Source organism: Bacillota bacterium (genome assembly GCA_024653485.1).
Taxonomy (GTDB): Bacteria; Bacillota; SHA-98; order UBA4971; family UBA4971; genus UBA6256.
Genome location: JANLFY010000009.1, coordinates 44,092 through 70,787, shown reverse-complemented (window position 1 = coordinate 70,787; position 26,696 = coordinate 44,092). Strand labels below are relative to the sequence as shown.

At 62.3% G+C, this 26,696-nt stretch carries 23 protein-coding genes; 15 read left to right on the top strand and 8 right to left on the bottom strand.

All coding sequences use genetic code 11. The annotated features are described in order from the left end of the window. The first annotated feature begins 385 nt into the window (after positions 1–385). The 7 genes from NUW12_08655 (at position 386) to NUW12_08625 (ending at position 8,654) form a co-directional block, all read left to right on the top strand. The gene (locus NUW12_08655; protein MCR4402840.1) at positions 386–1,306 is read left to right on the top strand and encodes a TlyA family RNA methyltransferase; all 921 of its coding nucleotides are present in this window, start codon (positions 386–388) and stop codon (positions 1,304–1,306) included. 15 nt (positions 1,307–1,321) lie between these two features. Then, positions 1,322–2,395, top strand: a complete 1,074-nt coding sequence (gene pheS / locus NUW12_08650) for a phenylalanine--tRNA ligase subunit alpha (GenBank protein ID MCR4402839.1) — start codon at positions 1,322–1,324, stop codon at positions 2,393–2,395. Between the two features lie 3 nt (positions 2,396–2,398). Continuing rightward, entirely contained in the window at positions 2,399–4,546 is a 2,148-nt protein-coding gene (pheT, locus tag NUW12_08645) for a phenylalanine--tRNA ligase subunit beta (protein MCR4402838.1), read from the top strand. Positions 4,547–4,754: 208 nt separating this feature from the next. Continuing rightward, positions 4,755–5,033 carry a cell division protein ZapA gene (locus tag NUW12_08640; protein MCR4402837.1) on the top strand — a complete coding sequence of 93 codons (279 nt, stop codon included), beginning with the start codon at positions 4,755–4,757 and terminating at the stop codon, positions 5,031–5,033. A gap of 25 nt (positions 5,034–5,058) precedes the next feature. Next, on the top strand, positions 5,059–5,634 hold the full coding sequence (locus tag NUW12_08635) for a CvpA family protein (protein MCR4402836.1): 576 nt from the start codon (positions 5,059–5,061) through the stop codon (positions 5,632–5,634). Positions 5,635–5,692: 58 nt separating this feature from the next. After that, positions 5,693–7,426: a DNA polymerase/3'-5' exonuclease PolX gene (polX, locus tag NUW12_08630; protein ID MCR4402835.1), complete on the top strand. Its 1,734-nt coding sequence runs from the start codon at positions 5,693–5,695 to the stop codon at positions 7,424–7,426. A 100-nt stretch (positions 7,427–7,526) separates the two neighbouring features. Further along, on the top strand, positions 7,527–8,654 hold the full coding sequence (locus tag NUW12_08625; GenBank protein ID MCR4402834.1) for a tetraprenyl-beta-curcumene synthase family protein: 1,128 nt from the start codon (positions 7,527–7,529) through the stop codon (positions 8,652–8,654). 45 nt (positions 8,655–8,699) lie between these two features. On the opposite strand, the gene NUW12_08620 is transcribed toward NUW12_08625, so the two are convergent. Together NUW12_08620 and NUW12_08615 are read right to left on the bottom strand one after the other, a co-directional pair. Next, positions 8,700–9,302 (bottom strand): hypothetical protein, encoded by a 603-nt coding sequence (locus NUW12_08620; protein MCR4402833.1) that lies wholly within the window; start codon positions 9,300–9,302, stop codon positions 8,700–8,702. 14 nt (positions 9,303–9,316) lie between these two features. Continuing rightward, positions 9,317–10,054 (bottom strand): DUF421 domain-containing protein, encoded by a 738-nt coding sequence (locus NUW12_08615; protein ID MCR4402832.1) that lies wholly within the window; start codon positions 10,052–10,054, stop codon positions 9,317–9,319. Between the two features lie 379 nt (positions 10,055–10,433). Here NUW12_08615 and NUW12_08610 point away from each other — a divergent pair, with 379 nt between their 5' ends. Both NUW12_08610 and NUW12_08605 read left to right on the top strand, forming a co-directional pair. Then, positions 10,434–11,429, top strand: a complete 996-nt coding sequence (locus NUW12_08610) for a polyprenyl synthetase family protein (protein MCR4402831.1) — start codon at positions 10,434–10,436, stop codon at positions 11,427–11,429. A 286-nt stretch (positions 11,430–11,715) separates the two neighbouring features. Beyond that, positions 11,716–14,118 (top strand): endonuclease MutS2, encoded by a 2,403-nt coding sequence (locus tag NUW12_08605; GenBank protein ID MCR4402830.1) that lies wholly within the window; start codon positions 11,716–11,718, stop codon positions 14,116–14,118. Here the strand turns inward: NUW12_08605 and NUW12_08600 are convergent. Then, a complete protein-coding gene (locus tag NUW12_08600; protein MCR4402829.1) occupies positions 14,102–16,375 on the bottom strand; it encodes a penicillin-binding protein 1A in 2,274 nt (757 codons plus the stop codon). The two genes, NUW12_08605 and NUW12_08600, sit on opposite strands and share 17 nt — an antisense overlap. 217 nt (positions 16,376–16,592) lie before the next feature. Between NUW12_08600 and tyrS the strand changes: the two genes are divergently transcribed. From tyrS to NUW12_08585, 3 genes are all read left to right on the top strand, one after another. Further along, positions 16,593–17,816, top strand: coding sequence for a tyrosine--tRNA ligase (tyrS, locus tag NUW12_08595; protein MCR4402828.1), 1,224 nt, complete (start codon positions 16,593–16,595; stop codon positions 17,814–17,816). 552 nt (positions 17,817–18,368) lie between these two features. Then, positions 18,369–19,001 (top strand): sporulation protein YunB, encoded by a 633-nt coding sequence (yunB, locus tag NUW12_08590; protein MCR4402827.1) that lies wholly within the window; start codon positions 18,369–18,371, stop codon positions 18,999–19,001. A gap of 106 nt (positions 19,002–19,107) precedes the next feature. Next, positions 19,108–19,755: a hypothetical protein gene (locus NUW12_08585; GenBank protein MCR4402826.1), complete on the top strand. Its 648-nt coding sequence runs from the start codon at positions 19,108–19,110 to the stop codon at positions 19,753–19,755. A 135-nt stretch (positions 19,756–19,890) separates the two neighbouring features. On the opposite strand, the gene groL is transcribed toward NUW12_08585, so the two are convergent. The 5 genes from groL to NUW12_08560 form a co-directional block, all read right to left on the bottom strand. Next, the gene (groL, locus tag NUW12_08580) at positions 19,891–21,513 is read right to left on the bottom strand and encodes a chaperonin GroEL (protein MCR4402825.1); all 1,623 of its coding nucleotides are present in this window, start codon (positions 21,511–21,513) and stop codon (positions 19,891–19,893) included. 54 nt (positions 21,514–21,567) lie between these two features. Beyond that, on the bottom strand, positions 21,568–21,849 hold the full coding sequence (gene groES, locus NUW12_08575) for a co-chaperone GroES (GenBank protein ID MCR4402824.1): 282 nt from the start codon (positions 21,847–21,849) through the stop codon (positions 21,568–21,570). Positions 21,850–22,056: 207 nt separating this feature from the next. After that, entirely contained in the window at positions 22,057–22,674 is a 618-nt protein-coding gene (locus tag NUW12_08570) for a BofC C-terminal domain-containing protein (protein MCR4402823.1), read from the bottom strand. Positions 22,675–22,825: 151 nt separating this feature from the next. Next, on the bottom strand, positions 22,826–23,584 hold the full coding sequence (locus NUW12_08565) for a YebC/PmpR family DNA-binding transcriptional regulator (protein MCR4402822.1): 759 nt from the start codon (positions 23,582–23,584) through the stop codon (positions 22,826–22,828). A gap of 89 nt (positions 23,585–23,673) precedes the next feature. Continuing rightward, complete coding sequence (locus NUW12_08560; protein ID MCR4402821.1) at positions 23,674–24,564, bottom strand: PrsW family glutamic-type intramembrane protease; 891 nt, start codon at positions 24,562–24,564, stop codon at positions 23,674–23,676. Between the two features lie 261 nt (positions 24,565–24,825). On the opposite strand from NUW12_08560, the gene NUW12_08555 reads away from it, so the two are divergent. The 3 genes from NUW12_08555 to NUW12_08545 all read left to right on the top strand — a co-directional run bounded on the left by NUW12_08555 (position 24,826) and on the right by NUW12_08545 (position 26,484). Then, positions 24,826–25,050, top strand: coding sequence for a DUF2905 domain-containing protein (locus NUW12_08555; protein ID MCR4402820.1), 225 nt, complete (start codon positions 24,826–24,828; stop codon positions 25,048–25,050). An 87-nt stretch (positions 25,051–25,137) separates the two neighbouring features. Further along, a complete protein-coding gene (gene recO, locus NUW12_08550) occupies positions 25,138–25,938 on the top strand; it encodes a DNA repair protein RecO (GenBank protein MCR4402819.1) in 801 nt (266 codons plus the stop codon). A gap of 144 nt (positions 25,939–26,082) precedes the next feature. Next, entirely contained in the window at positions 26,083–26,484 is a 402-nt protein-coding gene (locus NUW12_08545) for a DUF4342 domain-containing protein (protein ID MCR4402818.1), read from the top strand. The last annotated feature ends 212 nt before the right edge of the window (positions 26,485–26,696 follow it).

Below are 26,696 nucleotides of genomic sequence, written 5' to 3'. Positions count from 1 at the left end.
AGAACCGCAGGCTGAAAGCGTTCACAAGAGCGCCCGGGCTCGGGGGGACAGAGAGCGCGGGAAGAGGGCCGCTCCGCTGTGATCGCGCTCTGATGCGACCACGTGGCGGAACCGCGAGTAGGCTGTGCCGGAACCCCACCGTTATGAGGGGAGGGCATCGGTCGCTCGACCTGTGCCTGGCAATAGAGAGGTCAGGTTCGCCTGGCGTAAGTGTGCTTCACGACTGACGCGAGCCTGTCAAGAAGGGTGGTACCGCGGGGCCACAGTCTTCGTCCCTTGGAAGACTGTGGCTTTTGTATTCCGAGGGGGGAATCAGGCGACTCGTACTCATGTCGTGCTTATAGATGGGGATGGCGAGAGACAGGGATGAAAGGGGATGACCTGGGTGGTGAGATGTGCGAAGAAGAAGCGACTTGACGAGCTCTTGGTCGATCGTGGGCTCTTGGAGAACCGCCGCGCGGCCATGGGCTACATCATGGCGGGCAAGGTGCTGGTGGACGGACATCGCGAGGATAAGCCCGGCACGCTCGTTCCTGCTGACGCGGACGTGCGCGTGAAGGGTATCGACATGCCCTTCGTGGGACGGGGCGGGCTCAAGCTGGACCATGCTCTTCGCCAGTTCGGACTGGACGTTTCTGGAAGGGTTGTTCTCGATGCGGGTGCATCGACAGGAGGCTTCACCGATTGCCTGCTCCAGAGAGGAGCTAGACTCGTTTACGCTGTCGACGTGGGCTTCGGTCAGCTTGCGGGAAAACTGCGAGCGAGTCCGGCTGTGGTTTGCCTCGAGCGCACAAACATCAGTGACCTGGATCCGGAGGATCTCGTGCCTCCCCCCGAGATGGCGGTGGTGGACCTCTCCTACTTGTCCTTAACAAAAGCCGTTCCGATCGTTGCACGCCTTGTCGCGGGACAGGGTGACATCGTGGCGCTCGTCAAGCCCCTCTTCGAGGACTCGAGGCCTGCCGCAGCAGACGACCCGGACGTCCACAGGGAGGTGCTTGCCCGCCTCGTAAGCTACTTCGATCACAAGGGTTTCGGTGTGATGGGGCTGACGTCCTCACCGGTGCTGGGGAACTCGGGCACAGCTGAGTTCCTCGTGTGGGTTTCGAAGTCGCGGGAACATACCCGCGTAGCGCAGGTGTGGAGCGCCATTCCGGACGTGGTGGCCGCTGCGCAGCAGCTCAGGCTGAAAGACAATGCGGATGAGCAAAGCGAGCAGAGACAAGCGAGCGGGTGTGGGCAGGGGCCGCAGGGGAAGGACGAAGCGAGCGCTGCGGAGTATGTCTTGCCGGAAATGCGAGGCTGAGGGAGGATTCGGTCTATGCGAGACGATGCGGAGAACATGGTCTCTCAGGCGGCGGCGGAGCTGGCGGCCGCGTCAAACCTGTCGGGCATTGACGAGGTGAGAGTGAAGTACCTGGGAAAGAAAGGCAGGCTCACGATTGCACTTCGAAGCCTGGGTGCGTACCCAAGTGAGGAGCGCCCGATCGTCGGAAAGCTCTTGAACGAAGCGCGGGAATCGATCGAGGCCATGATCGCGCGACGCCGCGTGGAGTTGGCGGCGTTGGAAAGGCAAAAGGCGCTTGAGGCTGAGAGGCTGGACGTCACCATGCCCGGCACAAGGCCGGTGATAGGGGCGAGGCACCCGATAAAGATGGTTTACGAGGAGCTGGAGGAGATCTTCGGACGCATGGGCTTTGAGGTAGCGGACGGTCCCGATGTGGAGCTGGACTACTACAACTTCGAAGCGCTCAATGTCCCCAAGAACCATCCGTCCCGAGACATCCAGGACACCTTCTACGTGTCGGATGAGGTGGTGCTTCGAACTCACACCACGTGCGTGGACGTGCGTGTCATGAAGCGGCACAAGCCGCCCGTGCGGGCGATAATCCCGGGCAAGGTGTATAGGTCCGACGCGTCAGACCCGTCTCACCTGCCGGTGTTCCATCAACTGGACGGGTTTGCCGTTGAGAAGGGCATCACCTTTGGCGATCTCAAAGGGACGCTAACGAGGTTTGCGCGTGAGTTCTTCGGCGCCGACACCAGGGTCAGGTTTCGTCCGAGCTACTTTCCGTTCACGGAGCCTAGCGCAGAGATGGACGTGTCATGCGTGTTCTGTCACGGCGATGGCTGCCGAGTGTGCAAGAACACGGGTTGGCTCGAGATCCTGGGGTCAGGGCTCTTTCACCCGAAGGTGTTGGAGGCCGTCGGGTACGACCCCGAAGAGGTGTCCGGCCTCGCCTTTGGGATGGGGGCCGACCGGATTGCAATGCTGAAGTACGGAATCGACGACATCAGGCTGCTTGCGGAGAATGACATGCGTTTCAACCGCCAGTTCCTCGAGATGAGTCCGGGGATCGGTTGTGATGGCGCAGACGAGTCGAGGGAGGGCTGAATGATGCTTGTGCCGTATGAGTGGCTGAAGGAGTTCGTACCGGAGCTCCCAGCTCCGAACGAGGTCGCAAGGGAGCTTACCCTGGCCGGGGTCGCGGTGGAGGCTCTCGCGGGCGACGGTGCTCGCGCTGTCTTCGACTTCGAGATCACCCACAACCGCCCGGACCTCCTGAGCGTGTTGGGAATAGCTCGCGAGGCCGCTGCCGTGTTCTCGCTTGCGCTCCGTCATCCGGAGCTGGCGGTGGTGGAGGATGCCGGCGATGCGCACGAGACGGCGGCGGTGAAGATCGAGGCGTCCGACCTGTGCCGAAGGTACGCGGCTAGAGTCGTAACGGATGTCGAGATCCGCCCATCTCCCGACTGGATGCAGGCGAGGCTCGAGGCGGCTGGCGTCCGACCGGTCAACAACATCGTAGACGTCACCAACTACGTCATGCTGGAGGTCGGACAGCCTCTGCACGCATTCGACCTCGACCTCCTTGCGGGACGCCGTATCGTGGTGCGGCGGGCGGCGCCGGGTGAATGGATCACCACGATCGACGGCGAGCGGCGCTCGTTGGATGAGGACATACTGGTGATAGCGGATAGTGAGCGCCCTGTCGCGATTGCCGGCGTCATGGGCGGCATGGAGACGGAGGTGAGCGAGAGGACCCGGACGGTGCTCCTTGAGTCGGCCAACTTCGACGGCGTGAGCGTGTGGCGCGCGTCACGGGCCTTGCGGATGCGCACCGAGGCGTCGAGCCGCTTTTCGCGCGGGTTGTGGCCCGAGAACGCTCGAATCGGCGTTGAGCGCGCCGCCTCCCTGATTCAAGCCATAGGCGCTGGCAAGGTCGCCCGCGGGATGCTTGACGCCTACCCCGGCCAGGAAGACCATGTGTTCGTCCGTCTTCGTCCACAGCGCGTGAACCTTCTGCTGGGGACGGACATCCGCGAGGAGGACATGAAGGACATCTTGATGCGACTCGGGTTCATCGTTGAGCCCTGGGACGGTGGATCGTACCGCGTGCTCGTCCCCGACCACCGACCGGATGTATCCCGGGAGGAGGATCTCGTGGAGGAGATTGCGAGGCTGTACGGGTACGACAGGATAGAGGCCACTCTTCCGAAGGGAGCGCCTCCAGAGGTACGCCGCGACGCCGAGACAAGGCTTGCGTCGAAGGCGGGAGAGATCCTCAGATCGTGTGGGCTCTCGGAGGTGGAGACGATCACCTTTACCAACCTCGAGGCATGCCGTGCTCTCAGGCTTGCTGAAACTGAGGTCCAGAGGCTTGCCGTCAAGATATCCAACCCCCTTTCGAGCGACTACACGATGTTGAGGATGACGCTCCTCACAAGCCTTCTGGACGTGCTCAAGAGAAACGCTGCGCACCGCGAGGACGATGTCGCCATATACGAAATCGCTCGGGTGTATCTGAAGCGCGAGCGCGAAGACTCATCCGTTTGTGAGATAGAACGGGGCGATGGTCCGCGGAGCAGGGTTGTCGCAAACGATGATCTCCTCCCGTGCGAGCCGGTGAAGGTAGGTCTTGCGATAATGGGCAGGCTATCGGAGCCTTCGTGGGAGAGGAAGGCGGTGGACGCGGGGTTCTTCGACTTGAAGGGCATAGTAGAGGCGCTCCTCGAGGGCCTCGGACTGAGGCGTGTGGTTTTCTCCCCGTGGGTTCACCCGTCACTGCACCCGGGGAGGACCGCAAAAGCGGTCGTAGGAGATGGGCCGCGAGGCGGCGAGGACATCGGATTCCTGGGTGAGCTTCATCCGGACGTCCGGGAAGCCTTCGGACTTCGGAAGCGTGTGTTCGTCGCGGAACTCGACCTCAAAACCATACTGGCCGCGAGGGAGCCGGCTCTCCGCGTGAAGCCACCCGCAAGGTTCCCAGCCGTCACGAGGGACCTGGCCGTCGTCGTGAGGCGCGAGGTGGCGAGCTCTGACGTCGAGAGGGTGATGGCTTCGGCAGCGACCGGGCTCGTGGAGGCTCTGAGGCTCTTCGATGTGTACGAGGGTCCTCAAGTGCCGGAAGGACATAAGAGCCTCGCATTCTCCATAACGTACCGGAGTCCCGAACGCACGCTAACCGACGAGGAAGTGGAGAAAGCCCACAGGGCCGTCTCTCGCGCTTTGGCCGAGAGGCTGGGGGCGACTGTGCGGGCATGACGCAGGTCGCCCCTCTCTATGTGGGCGGTTCGTTTCGCGCTAGGTCGAAATTGGCGCCCGGACGCGTGGACGGCAGGTAATCCGAGCCATGCTGTAGAATACCCTTCCTGACCGATTGGGTGTGAACGAAGCGGACGCGGGACCGGACACAAGCAAGCCATATCGGATCGCGTCAGGGAGCGTCGAACGTATGATGGGAACGAGTCCATTGAGCGATACTGGGAGAGGGGCGACCGGGCCGAGGAAAAGCCGCGTCACCGTGAAGATCGTCGACGAAGAGTACACTGTCAGAGCTGACGCTGACGCGGAATACGTGAGATTGCTGGCAAGGGCGGTGGACGAACGGGTTCGAGCGGCTCTGTCTGCCAATCCGAGGATCGCACGAAGCCGAGCGGCTATCCTCGCGTGTCTTTCCTTCGCTGATGACCTCGAGAAGCTGAGAGCGCGCTACGAGGAACTCATGCGAATGGTGGAGGAATCGAGGTAAAACGACGTAGAGGAGTGCGTTAGGAGTGGACTGGTTGAGCCTTCTCATCCTGGTCTTCGTGGGCCTCATGGGGGTCGCGGGGCTCAGGCAGGGCCTGGTCCGGCAGGTGCTGGGGCTCGCAGGGCTTGTGGCCGCTGTTATCCTGGCCTTTCAGTACTATGAGGAAGTCGGCACCTTCCTCCTCGACTACTTCGTGCTTTCAAGGGCGGTCGCGAATATCCTCGGATTCGCTGCCATCTGCGTCGGCGTCGGCATCACCGTGGCCATAGTGGAGTGGATCTGGGGCAGGCTCGTGCGGTACACTCCGGTGTCCTGGCTTGACGCGGCCGGTGGCGCGCTGTTCGGGCTGGTCAAGGGCGCCGTGCTCGTGGCTGTCGCGGTTCTGGTCCTGTACGCGCTTCCAGTCAGGGGCCTACGCGAGATCATCGACAGCTCGTCCATAGCAAGGGAGTTCCTGGAGGCATCTCCCGTCATATACGACAAGATCGAGGCGATCCTTCCAACTGGGATGCCATCATTCATTCATCGGGAGAGCGGCAGCGGACGCGCACCCGAACCTGAGGGGGGTGTGCCCAAGGCCAAGCCGGGCGGTCGTGCGTGAGGCGTAAGGAGCCATCCTTGGCGGCGCGACGGCTCCGAGCGGGGAGGGAAGCGTAGGGATGGACAACCTGGAGATCGCTTCCATGTTCCGCGAGCTTGCAGACCTTTTGGAGCTCAAGGGGGAGAATCCTTTCAAGGTTCGCGCGTATATGCGTGCGGCGGACATCATCGAGAGCCTTCCTGAGAATGCGGCAACGGTCGCCGCCGAGGGAAGGCTCAAGCACATCGAGGGGATAGGTGAGGCAATAGAGAAGAAAACCGCAGAGATCGCGACCACCGGCAGACTCAGATTGCTTGACGACTTAAGGCGAGAGGTGCCGCCAGGGCTGCGGCAGCTCTTGAGGATTCCCGGAGTAGGCCCGCGAACTGCGATGGCGGTTTTCCGTCACCTCGGCATCGCCACTCTCGAGGAACTGGAGAGGGCTGCGCGGGATGGCAGGTTGAAAGGTGTGCCTGGCATCGGTGCGAAGAGCGCTGAGAACATCCTCCGGGCCATCGAAAGGCTGCGCGAGGACCATTGGACGCAGATTCCGTTGGGGACGGCGTTGGCGATGGCTCGCCTGGTCCTCGATAGGGTGGTCTCGGTGGACGGAGTCTACGATGCGGCGGTCGCAGGAAGCGTGCGCAGGTGGAGGGAAACCTGCGGCGACCTTGATATCGTTGTTGCCGCGGAGAAGGCTGGCGCGGTCATGGAGGCGATGGGAACGTGGCACGAGGTCTCTCGGACCCTCAGCGCGGGTGACGAGCGCGGGTCATTTGCGACTCGGAGCGGGCCTGACGTCGACCTATGGGTGGTCCCGCCCTCTGACTTCGCAGCCGCGCTGCATCACGCCACAGGCTCGAAGGCGCACAACGTCAGACTCCGCGGCATCGCCAGGAGGCGCGGTCTTACCGTCAACGAGCACGGGGTCTTCTCTGATGATGGAGTCATGCTTCCAGTGACTTGCGAGGAGGACATCTACGCTGCTCTGGGTCTAGCGTTCGTGCCCCCGGAGCTAAGAGAGGATGCGGGTGAGATCGAGGCGGCGCTCGAGGGAAGGCTACCGGATCTCATCCGAGAAAGGGACATCCTCGGCGACCTTCACGTCCACAGCGATTGGAGCGACGGCGCCTCCTCGATAGCGGCCATGGCGGAGGCCGCGAAGGCGAGAGGTTACGAGTACATAGCCATATGCGACCATTCGCAGTCATTGGGCATCGCAGGAGGTCTCACAGCCGACGAGGTCTTGAGGCAGGTCGAGTTCATTGCGGATCTCGGCCGCCATTTGAGGGGCATAACAGTGCTTTCAGGTATTGAGGTCGACATCAAGAAGGACGGGACCCTCGACCTCCCGGATGAGGTCCTCGCGCGCCTCGACATCGTGGTCGCCTCCGTGCATTCGTCGTTCAAGCAACCCAGGGAGGCTATGACAGACAGGATAATCAGGGCGATGAGGAACCCGAACGTAGACGTGATCGGCCATCCCACGGGAAGAGTTCTCGGGAGGCGCGATGGCTACGAAGTAGACGTGCAAGAGCTCATCAGCGAGGCGGCCCGGAGCGGGGTTGCCCTTGAGATCAACGCGTTTCCCGACCGCCTGGACCTTGACTCCGGATGGGCCCGGAAGGCCCGAGACGCGGGAGCGGTGCTCGCTGTGAACACGGACTCTCACAGCTTCGATCAGCTCGGCTACATGGTGTTCGGCGTCGGCGTCGCGAGGAGGGGCTGGCTAGAGCGGTCGCACGTCGTTAACGCCTGGCCTCTCGCGCGGCTGCGTGAGTGGCTGTCGCGAAGGCAAAGACAAGAGCCGTAATCAAGAGGATCTAACCGGGCAACACTACGGCTGGGTGAGGTGAGTGTCGCGCCGAGAGTGCCGCGATTCGCGCTGGACCGCATCCAGGTTCATACGCGCCATGTCTTTATGGGTGGTGCCGAGAGTTCATAGGGAGCTGGCAAGGTGGCGGGCAGCGATCCGACGCTGCCCCGACCCGGAGCTCCGGGCTCACGGTCTTGCCAGCATGCGCCGCAAGCTGTTCCACGCAATAGGCGGGTCAGTGTACGGCCTCGCTCCGCTCCGTTCGCCGGGGCTCGTTTCTTTCATAGTCGCGTACCAGACGATCAGCGATTACCTCGACAACCTCTGCGACCGCGCAGGGGTGTGCGATGCTCGTGCGTTCGAAAGGCTCCATCAGTCCATGCTGGACGCTCTCATGGCGGCCAGCCCCTGCGAGGGCGCGACCAAACCAGACCCCGCCGCCACCGTCACCTCGTGCGGTTCGGACCCTGGTGATTACTACGCTCTGTATCCTCGTAAGTCCGACGGTGGATACCTGCGCGCGCTCGTGGACGAGTGTAGGAGGCAGATCTCTCTGCTTCCAGGTTACCGTGGAGCGCTCAAGGCAGAGGTTCTTCGCTTAGCGAGGCTGTATACTGACCTCCAGGCGCTTAAGCACGGGCGGACGCAGGCGAGAGTGCCGCTGCTCACCGAGTGGTGGAGACGTGAATGGCTCGGGGAAGTTGGAGGGCGCGAAGGCAGCGATCGCGCGCCCATTGCCTGGTGGGAGTTTGCCGCGGCCGCAGGCTCCACGCTTGGGGTCTTCGCGCTCCTGAACCTTGCGGCGACCCCGGACCGCCATTCGCGTCCCGGCTGGGGCGCGAGTCCGGACGTCGTGGCGGCAATCTCCAGCGCGTACTTCCCGTGGGTGTGCGGCCTGCACATCCTCCTGGACTACCTCATCGATCAGGAGGAGGACGCTTGTGGGGGCGATCTGAACTTCGTGAGTTTCTACCGGGACGCCGAGGAGCGAAGGGAGAGACTGGGATACTTCGTGGACAAGGCCATGGAGGCCGCTCGCCGTCTCCCGTGTCCGACCTTTCACCAAGGAGTGGTCGAGGGCCTCCTTGCCATGTACCTTTCGGATCCCAAAGTCAAGACCGGGGGACTCGATGGTCTCGCAGGCTTCCTCCTGAGCAAGGGTGGACCCAGGGCCCTTGCGATGTGGAGGGCTTGCAGATTGCTCAGACGGGCCGGAGTCCTCTGAACCGCTCCAGGGCACCGCTCCGACTTCCGCTCAAGTGGGCGTCGGTCAGTGGGTAGGTGGCCGCTCGGCGCGTTCTTCGGGAACGCCGCCCTCCGCCTCTCCAGAGTCGCCCTCTGCCGCTCTCAGCAGCACGTCGCGGGCGGCTTTCCTCACCGCCTCGTCGCGCGCGTTCTCCGCGAGCCAGCCCACGTACGCGGGGTCCTGGCGGGCGACGAGCCCGAGGGACCGCCTCGCGTACTTTCCAAATGTGAGGACGAGGTCCTCGGGGTTCTCCGGTCCAGGAATCTCATCCTGCGGGAGCACGTCCCCGAGTTCCTCGATGGCCACGAGATCGATGCCTACTGCGTCCCTCATGGCCCTGGCTTTCGCGCGCGTTGCGGCCATCCTCAGGATGTGGGGCTGGATCGCCCTGTTTACGCTCTCAGGCGAAGCGTCGCCCACTTCCTTGAAGACGCCGTTCTCAGTCTCGATCTCCGCCTCGACTACCGCATACATGCCGTTGTCGGTCGACGGGATCTGCACTATGTTCGTCGTGACCCTCTTCAGCCCGTGTTGGCGGGCGAGCTGGAGGAGGCCGCCATACAACACGTAGTCCTTGCCCTGGAGCGTTTTGACGAACCTATCCCGGAATTCCTTCGACAGCTCCATCACATCATCCCTACCTACTCACTGGATTGAGACGCGTCTCGCTCGGGCTTCCCCTTCGACTGAAGGTCGCGCACCTCGGCCCGTTCCTTCTTGGCGACGTACAATTCACCGGCTGTATCGAGGGTAGCCAGGAGAACGTCTGACGGGTCCTTCACGCCCTTCTTCTCGAGCTCCTCATTGAGCCACGCCGCGGTGAGGCCGAGCTGGTCCAGGTGTTGGTAATGGACCCTCCCGTCGGTGATGAGAGGGTACGGCAGTCCCTCGTAAGCGGTGGTGATCCCGAGGTCCCTGGGCGTGACGGGCCGTGCCTGCGATTTCATGATCACACTGAGGCGGCCTGAACCCTCGAGGACAGCGAACTCGACGTCCTGGATGTTTGATACGTTCTTCTCGCGCAAGCCCGCCAGGAGGTCGTCGAGGTTGTAGCGAAGTTCCCGCAGGTTACCCTCGATTATGTGGCCGTCCCGAATGACAATGGTGGACTGACCGCTGATGATAGCCCTAGCTCTGTCGCTTCTCAGCGTCACGAAGGCGAAGAGCACCTCCGCGGCTGCCAGCACCACGATGGGGATGACCGCGTCGTGGATGTGGATGCGCTTTTCCTCGAGAGGCATGGCCGCCAGGTCCGCTATCATTATGGCGACGACTAGGTCGAACGGCGAGAGTTGGCCGATCTCACGCTTCCCCATTAGCCGCGTGATGAAGAGAACGAAGACATACATGAATGCGGTCTTGCCTATCGTGGCAAGCACTTCATGACCAGCCCTTTCCTTGCGAACGAACCGCACCGTCGATCCATCCATGTAGTATGGTTTCAGAAAGTTTGACTATTCGCAGGGAAGTGATGTCGCCAGGTGCCGGAGGAGAGGATACCGAGGATCCAACGGGCTCTTGGCCTTCAACCTCCCTCGTCCGGCCGTGGTTGACGAGCTGGTCGCTGGAAGTTGACGGAGGACCGGCGATGATCAGCCGGCGTTCACGCGGAGAGCGGACTGGGAGAGAGACGCGCAGCCCCCGAACGCCCCTGGGGAATGCGAGCTGCGAGAAGAGACCACACTATGGTACGTGCCCACGGCCCTTCCAGAGCAGGAAGCCTCGGTGTCGCCGCCGGAAACGATGGAGGGTGATGAGGTGAGCGGACTCTTCGAGTTGCCTTCTGGCATGGATGAGCGCGTAAGGGCGGTCGACAGCATCATCAGAGAGGCCCTCTCTTGCGAGAGCGCTCGCCTCTCCGCCACTCGCGACCACGTTCTCGCGAGCCGGGGGAAGGGCTTGCGGCCGGCTCTCGTCTTGCTCTGGGCGTGGGCGACGCAAGATCTCGGGAAGACCCCTGACGATGTCCGGTGTCGCGCGGCCATCGAGGTTGCCGCAGCGGCGGAGCTCATTCACATGGCTTCGCTCGTGCACGATGATGTGATCGATGGTTCGAAGACGCGCAGAGGGTTTCACACCGTAAACGCCGTCTTCGGAGCGCGGTCGGCCGTCCTTCTTGGAGACTTCCTCTTTGCGAGAGCCTTCTCTCTTCTCGCGCTTCACAGGGACTTCGGCGTGGTCGAGCTCATGACAGACGCCATAGGGGCGATGTGCGAAGGGGAACTGGAGCAAGAGGCATGCGCGTTTTCGTGCGATGAGACCGAGGAAGGCTACCTCAGAAGGATCACCCTGAAGACCGCAAGGCTCGTCGCCGCGTGCTGCTGTGCAGGGGCCGTCATCGGCGGCGCGGCTCCCGAAGAAGTGGCGAATGCTGCCGACTACGGTTTGGAACTGGGTATCGCCTTTCAGCTGACCGACGACGCCCTGGACTTCGTGGCCGACGAGCGGGAGATCGGCAAACCGACGTGCCAGGATCTAGTGTGCGGAGTGCTCACCTTGCCGGTCCTGAGGCTGCTCAGCCACGAGTCTCTGGGGGCGAGGGCGCGGGACATCATCGAGTCAAGGCAGCTTGATGGCGAATCGCTCCTCTGGGTTCGCAGCGCCGTGGTTGAGTGCGGCGGCGTGGACCTCGCTTACGAGAGAGCGCGGGAGAGTCTGGAGCGCGCCGCGGCGTGCGCTTCCAGGCTGCCGGCGGGCCCTGCCCGCGAAGCCCTGACTGCCATCACCCGACGGGTCTTCACGAGGAGGCGCTAGGCGGGAGCGATGTCGCCGATGTACGTCGATGTACGTCGGGCCTTGCCATCGGCGCCAGCGGCCGCGGAGGAAGGCCACAGGCCCGTGGGTCTATAAGGACGCTCTAGACCGAGAAACCAGGCGCCAGGCTGAACACAGATCCGGGCGCACGACCGGCACCGGAGCCTGCACCGCAACGCGCCGGTCGCCTCCACCGGCACTCCGACGAGAGCATGTGGTATAATGGTGCGTGGCGGGCCGCGAGGCGGGATTCCGAGACCCTTGCGACCTGCCGGAGGGATGCCGGTTGGACGAAAGGACCCTACGCGTTTTGGAATTCGATCGGATCAGGGAGCGCCTGGCCGCCGCGACCACGAATACCCTGGGCCGCGAACTTGCGCTCGCTATTGCTCCTGTTACGGATCCCGACGATGTCCTGGCGAGACAGCGTGAAACCACAGAAGCGCGAACGGTGCTCGCGACGTGCCCGTCCGTGCCTCTAGGCGGAATCCGCGACATTCGCTCTGCGGTGGGGCGGGCGCGGGTTGGGTCGACCCTCGCTCCCCAGGATCTGCTGGACATCGCCTGGACCATGGACGCGGCTAGCCAACTCCGCAAGTTCATCTGCGGGCTAGGAGAAGGTTTTGAGACATTGCGAGGCCATGCCTCTCGGATCGCTCCGCAGCCTGATCTCGTGCGGGAGATCACACGGTGCCTCGATGACCAGGGCAACGTGGTCGACCATGCGAGCCCCGTCCTTGCCAGAGTGCGAGCCGATATTCGAGCCACAGGTGGAAGAATCCGTGACAAGCTCGATTCTCTCATAAGGTCGCCCGAGGCGTCGCGCTACCTTCAAGACCCGGTGGTCACGTTGCGGGGCGGCAGATTCGTGGTGCCAGTGAAGCAGGAACACAAGGCAGCAATGCCAGGGATAGTTCACGATCAGTCCGCAAGCGGGTTGACGCTCTTCGTCGAGCCTATGGCTGTGGTCGAGCTCAACAACGTGCTCGCCTCGCTCCAGGCAAAGGAGCGCGAGGAGATCGAGAGGATCCTCCGCGAGCTTTCCGGGATGGTACGCGTGGCGCACTCGGAGATCGAGAAGACAGTCGAGGCCCTGGGCGCCTTGGACTTCGCTTTCGCCAAGGGCAGACTCAGCCTTGACATGGATGCCGTAGAGCCTGGTCTCAACGCCTCCGCCTACCTTGAGATCCGGCGTGGAAGGCATCCGCTTCTCACGGGGCATGTCGTGCCGATAGACGTCGAGCTCGGTGGCAGGTTCCACACGTTGGTCGTCACGGGGCCGAACACCGGCGGCAAGACGGTCTCGCTCAAGACGATAGGCCTCTTTGCCCTGATGGCTCTTGCGGGACTGCACTTGCCGGCCGCGCAAGGCACTACGTTCGCAGTCTTCAGGCAGGTGTTCGCGGACATCGGCGATGAACAGAGCATCGAGCAGAGCCTGTCCACATTCTCATCCCACATGAAGCACATCGTGCAGATCCTAGAGAAGGCGGGACCGGAATCCCTCGTGCTCCTCGATGAACTGGGTGCCGGCACGGATCCCGCTGAAGGGGCCTCGCTGGGCATAGCCATCCTCGAGCACCTGCACTCGCGCGGGGCGCGAACGGTGGCGACGACCCATTACAGCGAGCTCAAGGCGTTCGCGTACGAGCGCGAGGGAGTGGAGAACGCGTCGTGCGAGTTCGACGTGGCGACGCTTCGCCCCACCTACCGCTTGGTCGTGGGGGTTCCGGGTGGGTCTTGCGCGTTCGAGGTCGCCTCGCGGCTCGGTCTCCCGCGGGAGGTCGTCGAGTTGGCCCGGGAGCGACTGGGGGAGGACCGCGCTCGCGTCGAGCACATGATCGCGCACATGGAGCAGAGCCGCAAGCAACTCGAGGAGGATAGTGAGCGAGCACGTGGCGCGAGACAAATGATGGAGAGACTCGCCCGCGAGCGTGACGAAGAGGTCCGGCGCATGCGAGAGCTTCGTTCGGAGATACTCCGAAAAGCCAGGGACGAGGCTGCCGGTGTCGTCGCCCGCGCAAGGCAAGACGTGGCACGGATCATAGAAGAGCTCAGAGAAGTCGCTCTCGACAGGGGCAGCGTGGACGATGCGGCGCGAAGAGCGAGGGAAGCGCTCAAGCGCGTTACAGAGGAGATTGTCGCTGCGGACCCTAAGGAGCCAGAGACTGTTGCCGGTCACCTCTCGCCGTTGACGAGGCCCCCTCGTCCGGGAGAGATATCCGTTGGGACCAGCGTGTACGTGCCCAAGCTGGGCGGGTCTGGACGCGTGCTGAGCGTCCCGCGGGACGGGGAAGACGTGGAAGTGCAAGTAGGCGCGATGAGACTCTTCGTCTGCCTGAGGGATCTTGTCGTCGTGGAGGATGGGTCCAGCGGGGCGAAAGAGCGGCCGGCGGGCGGCGTTTTCATCGCCCCGGTCACGCGTGAGAAGGCGGCCACGATATCCAGTGAACTCGATCTGCGCGGGCTCACCGTGGAGGAAGCCATCGCTGAGGTGGATAAGTACCTGGACGACGCGTGCCTTGCGGGTCTAGTGAAGGCCCGGATCATACATGGGAAGGGAACCGGCGCACTCAGGCAGGCCGTTCGCGACTTCGTCAGAACGCACCCGCACGTCAGGGGATTTGAACCGGGGGGGCCTGCCGACGGGGGAGACGGAGTGACCGTCGTGGCTATTCGAGGGGACTAGGGCGGTCGGCCTCCGGGAGCGCGTCTTTACCGCCTGGCGAGCGGAAAGCACCGTCTCGACCTTCGCGGTTTCCCGAGGCGGCTCCGCGCCACCCATGCAGCGAGCAGTGGGCTGTCGGCATGCGCTCTCCCGCCAGGATGGTGCCGTCGGCAAGCACTCGAAGACCGCTCGACGCGAGATACCGGCGAACCTCTATCATGTCTGGCGGGCATGCGTCGGTGGCGAGCGTTCCCGATTCCGCGCACACCGAGACTTCCACGACCCCGCTGTGGAGACCGCAGTAATCTTTGGGTTCCGTTCCCGGGATGAAGACCTCCGTCGCCGGTTTCGGGCACGAGGCGGTCGCGAGCATTCCAGATTCCGTGCAGATTCTCGTAAACACGACGCCGCTCGGAACGGGAAACTCAGCCGGGGGCAGGTCTTTGAGTGCCTCTTTCATGAACGCTCCCCATATCATGGCGGCGCGCGCGCTTCCTATTCTCACGCCCCCGTACACCATGGGCTTTTGCTGCTCGTCGTTGCCTATCCACACGCACGCCACGAGATCAGGCGTGAACCCCACGAACCATGCGTTGGTGTAATCAGACGTGGTCCCCGTCTTTCCCGCCGCCGGGCGACCGATTTGTGCGGCCTTGCCTGTCCCCCGTGTGATTACTCCGCGCATCATGTCCGTCATGATGTAGGCGGTCTGCTCATTCAGGACGACTGTCTTCGCGGGAGTGTTGCGCTCCAGCACGTTGCCGTCAGGGTCCTCGACTCTGAGGATACACGTGGGCTCAGCCCTTATTCCCTGGTTGGGGAACACCGCGTACGCCGCAGCCATCTCGAGGGGTGTCACACCCTTGGTCAGGCCGCCCAGAACAAGCGCGAGGGTCATGTCGTTGCGGCGCCCCGACTCAACCAAGCTGGTTATGCCCATCGCCTTGGCCATCTTGATGGCATTCTCTATTCCCACCTGGTCGAGGAGCTTGACTGACGCCACATTGATCGAGTTCTCGAGCGCTTCTCGTAGCGAAACGGGCCCCCGGAATTTCTCGTCGTTGTTCACTGGCGCCCACGGTTCCTTCTGACCCGGAAGGCTGTATTCGACCGGCGAGTCATCGAGCAGCGTGGCAGGGGTATAGCCGGCCTGTATGGCCGCGGTGTACACGAACGGTTTGAATGCTGACCCGGGCTGTCTGTACGATTGGACGGCCCTGTTGAATTCGTCGTTGCCGCGCCCTCCCACCATCGCCCTTATGTATCCCTCGCGTGCGTCCAGGACCACCATGGCGCCCTGGGGCTGCATGAGCCCTTTCGCATCCGGCTTGCCTTGTGGGAGGTTCGACAGGAGCGCCTTCTCCGCAATTTCCTGCAGCCGCAAGTCAAGGGTAGTGTATACCCTCAGACCCCCCTTGTACACTGTTTCCTGTCCATATCTCTCGAGGAGATGCGCCCGCACGTAGTCCACGAAGTAGGGGGCGACCTCCTTTGAGGATCGCTTCTCGATTACGCCAAGCGGCGCCTTGTTCGCGGCCTCCGCCTCCTCGTGTGAGATGTACCCAAACTCGGCCATGCGCGAGAGCACCAACGCACGTCTCGCTCGCGCGGCATCAGGGTTCTTGGTGGGAGAATATAGTTGGGAGTTCCGTATGAGCCCCGCGAGGAGCGCCGATTCGGCGAGATTCAGGTCGCGCACGTGCTTTCCGAAATATCCTTGGGCGGCGGCTTCCACGCCGTACACAGCTTGCCCTGGGAAATAGTACACCTCGTTCAGGTACAGCTCTAGGATCTGGTCTTTGGTGTACGCCCGTTCAAGCTGGATAGCGTAGATGAACTCCTGAATCTTCCTTGTGAACGTGCGTTCTTGCGTCAGGAAAGCGTTCTTGGCGAGCTGCTGGGTGATGGTGCTCCCGCCTTGGACGATCTTGCCTTCCCTCAGGTCCACGAGCAGTGCCCTCAACATCGCGGTGAAGTTCACACCGTGGTGGTGGCGGAAATTGTGGTCTTCGATGGAGATGACCGCGTTCTGTAAGGTCACCGGGATGTCGCGCAGGGGAACCCAGACTCTGTTCTGTATGTACAGCCGAGCGACCAGCTTTCCGTTGACGTCGTATATCCTTGTAGCCTCACTGGGCCTGTATTCCAGGTCCTCCAGCGCGGGCATGTCTCGCAGGGCTCCCATGACGACACCAACGAAGACGCCGGAGGCCACGCACGCCACGAGGATGAAGCCAACCGCGAGGATGGAGATGATCCGCCCCATGCCCCTGGACATCGCCACGCTCCTCTCTCGGCACGTACTCGTCGCGATAGACGTCCTATGACGACGCCGATTATCATATCGTCTTGTTCCTCATCCGCCCCAATTATACCATACCCCGCGTTGCCCGAGTCAACCTGGCCGGTCATGCTGCGTCGGGCCGCGAAGGCCCGCGATTGACGAGGGGATCGCCCTATGCTAAACTGGACGTGACTCTGGCTGGGAGGTATTGGTGGTGACTAGCGGGGAGCAGGTAGACATCTTGAAGAGGAAGACAGCGGAGGTGGTATCGGAGGATGACCTCCGCGAGAAGCTGGAAAGGGCATCGCGCGCGTCGCGACCGCTCCGCGTGAAGCTGGGGCTGGATCCTTCTGCGCCTGATATTCACCTCGGCCATGCTGTGGTGCTCCGCAAACTGAGGGAGTTCCAGGACCTCGGCCACGAGGTCGTGCTCGTGGTGGGGGACTTCACGGGGCGCATAGGCGATCCGACGGGGAAGTCCGAGACGAGGCGGCAACTTTCCGCAGACGAAGTCATGAGGAACGCTCGCACGTATCAGGAACAAGCATACAAGATCCTGGATCCGGCGAGGACCAGGATAGCTTTTAATAGCGAGTGGCTTTCCAAGCTCACCTTCGAGGACGTCATCAACCTCGCGTCCAAGTACACCGTCGCGAGGATGCTCGAACGGGATGAGTTCAACGCGAGGTTCCGTCAAGAGCAACCGATATACATCCACGAATTCTTCTATCCGTTCATGCAGGCGTACGACTCCGTGGCGCTCCAGGCAGACGTGGAACTCGGCGGCACTGACCAGAAGTTCAACATCCTCTTCGGAAGGATGCTCCAGCGCGAGTACGACCAGGAACCTCAGGTAGCCATGCTCATGCCGATTCTCGTTGGTACGGACGGCGTCAACAAGATGAGCAAGAGCCTGGGGAACTACATCGGTGTCGCGGAGCCGCCTTCGCAGATGTACGGAAAGACAATGTCCATATCTGATGACGTCATGATGACCTTCTACGAGCTCGCGACGGCTCTTCCCGACGAGGAAATCGAGACTGTGCGCGACGAGCTTGCTTCGGGGAGGCTACACCCTAGGGACGCGAAGAGGCGTCTGGCCCGCGAGATAGTCGCGCTTTACCACGGGTGGCAGGCGGCGAAGACCGCGGAGGAAGAGTTCGACGCGGTGTTCCGCAAAGGGGAACTGCCGGAGGAAGTCCCGGAAGCGGTCATCTCCGTCGCGGACCTCGACGAGGGCAAGATGTGGTGTCCCAAGCTCCTCGTGGCGACGGGACTCGCCGGAAGCACCAGCGAGGCGCGTCGACTCATGGACCAGGGGGCGGTGAGGGTTGATGACGAAAGGCTGGTCGATCCTCAGGCGTGCGTGGCCATAAGGGACGGCACCATCATTCGAGTGGGCAAACGCAGGTTCGCGAGGGTTCGCCTTGCGTGAGCGTGATGCGCGACGAGTCCCCCGGCGGATGATGCGATGATGGCGAAGGGGCAGCGAAGCCCGAAGGGAAGCAGCGCTTGAAACTGGCGTCTGGAGTTGCGAAGCGTGGGCCATCCCGGCTTGTGGTGATACCGGGTGTGGCTCCTTTTGTTATGGCCTTTTCGCACCGAGGCGCGAATATGATTTACCGCGGGCCAGGTGCGACTGCCCGAGCTCTGTGCGAAGGCTAGGGGCAAAGGAGGACGCGGGTACATGCCGAGTCGCCGTCGGCGGAGGGGCCTGCCCCGCCACGCGTGGTGGGTGGAGCTCGCCCGTGCTCTTTCGAGAGCTTTTCGACCCAGGCGGCCTGCACGGCGAAGCCCAAGGGGCCGGGCACCGTCCGGACCGATTCCGCCCACGTCAGGGGGGCGCGAGCGCGGGCGGGCGGGCTTGCTCGACCAAGGACCAGGCGTGGCAAAGGGCAGCTTCGTGCCTAAATGGTCGTCGGCACCAAGACCAAGGTGGCCCCGGGTTTCGCGCCGCCCTTCGAGGTGGCGTGGGTTCCTCGCACGCATGATCCTGCTGGCTGCGGTCGCGGGCCTGCTTTTCGCGGTGGTGGACTGGCGTCTGCGACCGACCCTTCAGCAGCTTGCGAAGGCTCAGGCGCGCGTGATGGCGACTGAGGCCGTGACTCAGGCGGTTGCGCAGGAGATCGCCGAGGCCATCCGCTGGGAGGACCTCTACGCGCTCAGACCTGACAGCTCCGGGAAGGTCGTCCTCGTCCAGCCGAACACGGGTGAGATCGACCGCCTTACGTCCAACGTGACCATGCGCGTGCAGAAGCTGCTCAAGCAAACCACCGAGACACAGGTGGAGATACCCCTCGGTCAGGTCTTCGGCAGCCAGATCCTAGCAAATGTCGGCCCGCGAATACCCATCTCCGTCGTTCCCGTGGGAACGGTGAACACGAGAATACTCAGCGACTTCGAACAGGCGGGCATAAACCAAATCCGCCACAAGATCTACCTCGAGGTTGCGGCGCAGGTCAAGCTGGTCGTGCCGCTCGTTGCCTCGACAGTTGACGTCACGGTGCAGGTGCCGATCACCGAGGTCCTGCTCATGGGCGATGTGCCGCATACTTACATCCAGCTGCAGGGCTCCGAGCTCAGGAACCTCCTCCAGCAGCAGACGCCTCCCGGACAGTGATTCAGCGCTCCCATCTCGCCGATCTGGAAGGGATCTGCGAGAACGTGGGGAACGTAGAAATGTACGGTGCAGTCGACTAGCGCATCAAGGAGGGAGCCCGGAGCGAATGCACAAGAGTCGCGACATGATCCTCACTCGAAGCTACATTCAGCGTTCTATAGTGGTATGGGAGACGGTTCTGGCCTTCATCGTGCTGGTGGGCGTGGTCGCTGGGAGTTTGGAACTCGTGAGATACCTCCGAATGCTCCTGCCGGGAGGTGTTCCGCTTCAGGATCCGTACAGCACGCTTCAGGCGTTGATAAGCCACGTTCTGGTGCTGGTGGTTGGGCTCGAGCTCGCGATGATGCTCATCTGGCATACTCCCGGAAGCGTGATCGAGGTCCTCATGTACGTAGCCGCGAGGAAGATGCTCAGCCCTCAGACCACTGTGGTGGAGTTTCTCATCGGCACCGCTGCCATCGGAGGGCTCTTCGCAATCAGGAGGTACCTCTTCGTCGCCAAGATCGAAGCCGGCGACCACGTCTTTAGCGCGGCCACTCCGGTGAGTGCAGTGTGTCAGATCTCGGATGTACATGTGCCGCAAACCATAGCCAAGACTATTGGAGGGGTGGCCGCACGTCTGGCCGAGGAAGAAGGTGTGGCAATCGTCCCGCACAGGACGTTCCGCGTGGCCGACGCCCTGATCGAAGTCGTATCGGTGACGGACGGAGTCGTGGAGGCGGTGAGGGTGACTCGGATCGATCATGTGTCGTGACGCTGCCTCGCGCCAGGTGCGATCGGCTCGTCACCAGGGAGGAGCCCGAGACAGCAGCGCGAGTGAAAGCGACCCCGGGAAGTGCCCCGGGGTCGCGTAGTCTCGGTTGTGTTCCTACGCCGCTTGGCTCGCGGCTTAGTAGTCCATGCCGCCTCCGGGCGGGTAGGGCGGGTTCTTCTCTTCCTTGGGAATGTCCGCCACGAGGGCTTCGGTCGTCAGGAGCATGGACGCGATGCTCGCCGCGTTTTGGAGGGCGCTGCGAGTCACTTTGACCGGGTCTACTATGCCCGCCTTCACGAGGTCCACGTACTGCTCGGTCACGGCGTCGAAGCCGATGCCGGGCTTCTCCTGGCTCTTGACCCTCTCCAGGACGACAGAACCTTCGAGGCCCGCGTTGTTCGCGATCTGCCGGAGCGGCTCTTCGAGCGCTCTCTTCACTATCTGCACGCCGACTCTCTCGTCGCCGTTGACCTCGATCTTGTCGAGGGCGGGGAGGATGTTCACTAGGGTCGTGCCGCCGCCTGCGACTATGCCCTCTTCGACAGCCGCGCGCGTCGCGGCGAGGGCGTCCTCGATACGGTGCTTCTTCTCCTTGAGTTCCGTCTCGGTCGACGCACCGACCTTGATTATGGCCACGCCGCCCGCCAGCTTCGCCAGCCTCTCTTGGAGCTTCTCGCGGTCGTAGTCGGAGTCGGTCTCCTCGATCTGCTTCTTGATCTGGGAAATGCGGCCCTTGATCTTCTCCTTGTCGCCCCGGCCCTCAACGATGGTGGTCTTCTCCCGGTTGATCTTCACCGTCTTGGCCTGGCCTAGCATGTGGAGATCGATGTTCTCCAACTTGACACCGAGGTCTTCAGAGAGGAACGTGCCGCCGGTCAGGATGGCGATGTCCTCCATCATGGCCTTGCGCCTATCGCCGAATCCAGGCGCCTTCACCGCGGCCACGTTGAGGATGCCGCGGATCTTGTTCACGACCAGCGTGGCCAGGGCCTCGCCCTCGACATCCTCAGCTATGATCACGAGCGGCTTGCCGGCACGCGCGACCTTCTCGAGAATGGGCAGGAGGTCCGCGACGGCCGTTATCTTCTTTTCGTGGAGAAGGATGTAGGGATCCTCGAGCACGGCCTCCATTGCCTCGGCGTTGGTCACGAAGTAGGGCGAGATGTAGCCCTTGTCGAACTCCATGCCTTCGACTTTCTCGACGGTGATCTCGATGCCCTTGGACTCCTCCACCGTGATGACGCCGTCTTTGCCCACGAGATCCATGGCTTCGGCTATCTTGTCACCGATGGCGGGATCGTTGCCCGCTATCGCCGCAACGTGGGCGATGTCCTCCTTGCCTTCCACCGGGATGCTGAGCTTCTTCAGCTCGTCCACGGCGACCTGGACTGCCTTGTCGATCCCCTTCTTGACGAACATCGGGTTCGCGCCGGCGGCGACGTTCTTGAGACCCTCAGACACTATCGCCTGAGCCAGCACTGTCGCGGTGGTCGTTCCGTCGCCGGCCACGTCATTGGTCTTCGACGCGACCTCCCGGCAGAGCTGTGCGCCCATGTTCTCGTATGGATCCTCGAGTTCGATCTCTTTTGCGACGGTCACGCCGTCCTTGGTGATGGTGGGCGACCCGAACTTCCGCTCGAGCACTACATTCCGTCCCCTCGGGCCGAGGGTCACCTTGACCGCGGAGGCCACCTTGTCAACGCCCCTCTGAAGCGCGCGCCTGGCCTCCTCGTTGAAAGTAAGTTGCTTGGCAGCCATCGTATGTATACCTCCTCTTGACTGCGCCCGGAAATGCGCTCGGAATTCGGTGTGCTACTTCACAGCCAGGATGTCGCTCTGACGAAGGATGATGTACTCCTCGCCCTCGATCTTGACTTCCGTGCCACCGTATTTGGCGAAGATGACCTTGTCCCCGGGCTTCACATCCATCGGCGCTCTCTGGCCGTTCTCCAGGAGCTTCCCGGGACCTACGGCGATCACCTCACCTTCCTGTGGGCGCTCCTTCGCTGTATCGGGCAGCACGATACCACCCTTTGTGCGCTCTTCCTCGGTGTTGGGCTTGACCACAACTCTGTCCTCCAACGGCTTTACCACTCGTCATACCTCCTCTGGGCTGAAATTTAGCACTCACCGAGGGGGAGTGCTAACAATCCGACACCATATTACAGAACGTCGCGGCGCTTTGTCAATAGGTAGATCAGGAATTCCTCGGCATTTGCGCGAGACGTGCCCGTGAAAGTCTGGGGGAGACATCGGCCCACGTGAGGCTACGGCATAGCGGAGGCAGCCCGGTCTCGCCCCTTACCCGTCAGCCCAGCTTGCGAGCGTTTCTAGGATACGCAGGAGATCCTCTTCTCCTGACACCGGTATCCCGTCTTGAAGATCCGCCCTCTCACTCTGAGGGAGGTCGCTCGCTCTTATCCTAGTCACGCTCTTCGGTCTGCACCGCCTCTTGGGAGCCCCGTAAAACACGGTGACCCAGCCGTCCTTCTCGCCGATGTGCATGCTGGAAACGCACTCCGGAGACATTCCGGCGCGTCTTTGCGACAACACAACCCGTTCTTTGGTGAATTCAGTGACGGTCCATTCCGGAACCTCAAGTGAGAGCTCCTCCCGCGTGAGACCGAACATCTCCGGCGGCGCGGCCATCCTGTTCACTTCGTCGTGGCCGCACTCGTACATGATCCGATACACTACCTCCGTGGACGATGATACCTTCGAGTCGGAGGAGAGATCCCTCAGACTGGCCTCGAGACCTTCCGGGGGCAACGAGGCCGCGTTGGGATCGGCTTGGTCTAGCTCCTTCCGTGCGCGTTCGAGGTTGTGTGCGGCCTTCAGGCTGAGATAGGCGTAAGTTGCCGCCGCCGACGCAAGAACGATGGCGACGCACAAGGCCGCGAGCCTGCCCGCGCGGTTCACGACTTTACCCCTCCAAGAATGTGTGCGGGACTCCCTGGGTATCATGCCCGAGAATGCGCGGGATATTCCTAGAAACAAAAGAACATGGCAAGTATGCCACGTTCTCCTGTCTGACTTGGAAAGTGTCGGAACGAACCGAAGCGGCTGGGAGTCACACCTCCGCGGCCGCTTCCATCTCCTCGTCGGGTATGTCGAAGTTCGCGTGGACCTGCTGCACGTCGTCCAGCTCTTCCAAGGCTTCGGTCAGACTGAGGAGCTGCTTCGCGTCTTTGCCTGTGACCCTCACCGTGGTTTTCGGCACCCACGTCAGCTCTGCGACGGTGAACGCGACGCCGTGATCCCTGAGGAACTTCTGGACGTTCTCGAACTCCGAGGGATCAGTAGTGATCTCTACGGTAGCGCCGTCAACCTTGAAGTCGTCGGCTCCCGCTTCCACGGCGAGGTTCATGAGATCGTCCTCACTCAATTTGACATCGGCGAGGTCTACTACGAGAAGGCCCTTCTTGTGGAACATCCATGCGACGCACCCGCTCTCCCCTAGGTTTCCTCCGTGTCGCGTGAAGGTATGCCTCACATCAGAAGCCGCCCGGTTTCTGTTGTCCGTCATTACCTCGACCATGATCGCGACGCCCCCGGGGCCGTACCCTTCGTAGATGATCTCTTCGTACGTCTCCGCTCCGGATTCGCCCGCGCCTCTCTTTATCGCCCGCATGATGCTGTCATTGGGCATATTCACCGCACGCGCCCTATCAATAGCCATCCTCAACCTGAAGTTGGCCTCGGGGTCAGGACCTCCCTCGCGAGCCGCGACGAGGATCTCTCTCGCGACCTTGGTGAACATCCTTCCCCGCTCAGCATCTGCCTTCGCTTTTCTGTGCTTTATGTTGGCCCACTTGGAGTGCCCAGACATCTCTCACCCCTCCCGTCACGACAATCTTAGCACAGGGGCGATGCGTTGTCACCGGGTGTCCTGCAGCATCAGTGAAGTCGAGGCGGACCTCACTCTTCTTCGAAGGCTCTCCCCGCGCCCTCGGCGTGCGCTTCCACTTGAGGGCTGTCAGGCTGGACACCGTCGCGAGAATGGGGGACGCGCGTCAACGCGTCGGCCGCAGTCTCCATTGCAGCTGGCGCGTGGGTCCATGCGTGCTTCTTCGAACGTAAGGGAGTGGAGCCCAATGGTCTTTCCCCTGCGACCGGAGGACGGGTCGCGAAAGGCGATAGCCGCTCGGCCTGCGCGATCTTGCGGCTAAGGTACGCGTAAGTTCCCAATACCATGAAGATCCCGAATCCAGGCGGCACGATGCCCCCGATTATGAGGAAATCGTACGCCCCATGGAGCGCGATGGCGATGCCGAGACCTCTCGCCACAAGAGCGGTGGCATGCGGAGCGTCCGCCTTCGCGCGCCCTAGGTAGTACCCAACGATCCCTGAGAATGAAGCGTGTGCCAGGTCGGTGATGAAGGCTCTGACCACTCCCACCGCGAGGCCGTAGGCGCTTGCGTAGAACAGGTTCTCGGTGGCCGCGAACCCGAGCCCCGCGGCGACCGCGTACACTACACCGTCCATCACTTCGTCAAACTCAGGGTTATCGTACGCCGCCAGCTTCACCGCGACGAACTTCGAGACCTCCTCGACGACCCCGACGACAAAGATGGACACCACGAGAAGGGCCAAGAGGTCTTTGCGGCCGGTCGCAATGACCCTACGAAACGGGGCCTCGAGAAGCGCAGCTGGGAAGACTGAGACGACGCCAAACGCGAACGACCTTATCACGAGGGTTTTTGGCTCGGGCTCCGCCCGGTCCTTCCGATAGAAGAACCACACCCAAACGATACCCGGAACGAGAGAGACGGTGGCGAGAACGACTAGCCCGGGAGCAGCAGGATCCATTTGCTCCACCTTCCATGCGAGGACTTGATGCCGCCCCTAAGTCTTCCCAGAGTCGCTGGCCGTCAATCCCCCAGACTCCTCCGCGCGGCAAGAGGAGTGTCAGCGGACTACGCCGGGCAGCGCCGGACTCCGACGACTGTGCACAGTGTGGTATAATAGGGCGGGATGCGTGAGGTGGTGAACCCGTTTTGGTTGCGGAATGGGTCCCACCCGCACATCACCGTGCGCAGCGTTCGTAGGTGGATGGCGGGGTGATCTGGCTTGGATGGCCTAGGTTCGCTTGGAAAGATGCTCATGGTTCTCGGCGGGGTCATGCTCGTCTTCGGAGCGTTGCTGGCCTTCGGGGAGAAGCTTCCGGGCATAGGCAGGCTGCCCGGCGACATCTTGATCAGGCGGGGCAACTTCACCTTTTACTTCCCGCTTGCCACTAGCGTCGCACTGAGCGTAATACTGACGCTTCTCCTCGCGCTCTTCTCTCGCAGGTGACTGTGGCTGGCACTCGGTGTCGCATATACTGTGAGAAGCCAGGGAACCCTATGCGCGATGGGGATGAGATTCCCCGGAGGTTGTGCCATGGCGCTGTACAGAACCGAGGGGGTCGTCCTCAAGACCAGGAACTTGGGCGAGGCTGACAGGATAGTCACGTTCTATTCACCGACCAAGGGGAAAGTCCGGGCGGTCGCCCGGGGCGCAAGAAGGCCACGCAGCAGGTTCGTCAGTAGCACGCAGATGTTCGCCCATGCCGACTTCCTGGTGTTTTCGGGCAAGTCCCTTGACAACATAAGCCAGGTCGAGGTGAAGGCGTCCTTTCCGCGCCTTCACGAAGATCTTGGGAAGCTAGCCTTCGCAAGCTACGCTGCGGAACTCCTCGACGCCATGGTCGAAGAGGGCGAGGGGAGCTCCGACGGCGGGGGATGCGAGGAGATCTTCCGCCTCTTGGTTTCGTACCTCGGCGCGCTCTCCGACACGCGGGATCCTGAGATGCTCACCAGGGCCTTCGAGTTGAAGCTCTCGTGCCTCCTGGGATACAAGCCGGTTCTCGAAGCGTGCGCCGTGTGCGGGGAGCCGGATCCCGGCTGCGATATGGGATTCGATCCCGGGGTAGGCGGGATCGTCTGCCCAAGGTGCCTCGACCGCTCCGCCTCCGGCGTCGTAAGGATCTCGCGGGGGTCTGTGGAAGTGTTGAAGAAGCTTCTTCAGCTCGACTTCGAGAGGGTCTCGCGGATCGGGGCGGGTCCGGGCATGAGGGCGGAGATAGAGAGGACCATGAGGACGCATCTGGACTTCAGGCTTGATCGGGAGCTGAAGTCGCTTGAATTCTTGGACGCGGTGAAAGCTGCACCCAGCGGTGGCGGGGCCGTCACAGCCAAGTGAGAGGATGGGAGCTTCCGGGTCTTTCTAGAGAGCTCCCGGACCGGTCGGAGGATCAGAGTGACGTGGACCGGACGAAGCGTGTGCAGCAAGGGACTGCGGCCTAGGTGCCGCGCTTGAATGCGACCGAGACAGGGAGGGCAGCTCATGCAAATAGACCTCGAGAAGGTGGACATCATCCGCGAGCGGGCAGGTCTTTCTTACCGCGATGCCGTCGAGTATCTCAACAGGGCCGAAGGCGATGTGGTGAAGGCCCTCGTCTTCATAGAAGAGGACAGGCGGCTGGAGCAGGCTAAGATCGCGGACATGGGGCAGGAGGTCCTGGACAAGATAAAGGGCGTCATACGCCGCGGTAACGAAACCAAGATCAGGGTCGAACGCTACGGGAAAACCATGGTTGAACTGCCGGTCACCGCGGGCATAATCGGGACGGCGATAGCGCCTCAGCTCGCGCTGGTGGGCGCTGTGACAGCCCTCGCCACAGGGTGTTCCATCTCCATCGAAACCGCTGGCCAGTTCGGCGATGACCAGCAGGAGCACGTGGAGTGACACAACGCCGTGCCTGCGGTGGCCTGTGAGTTGCCCGGTCGTCCAGGTTAGGATTGACATGACCGGGTACGTCTGGTATATTGGGAGAAAAATGATCACGGTCTGGCGATGATGAAGAAGGAGTACCCGCGGACAGGGCGGGGAGAGAGAGCCGGGTGAGGTGCAAGCCGGTACCGCCACAGCGGGGAAGGGCGTCTTCCGAGCCGGAGTGG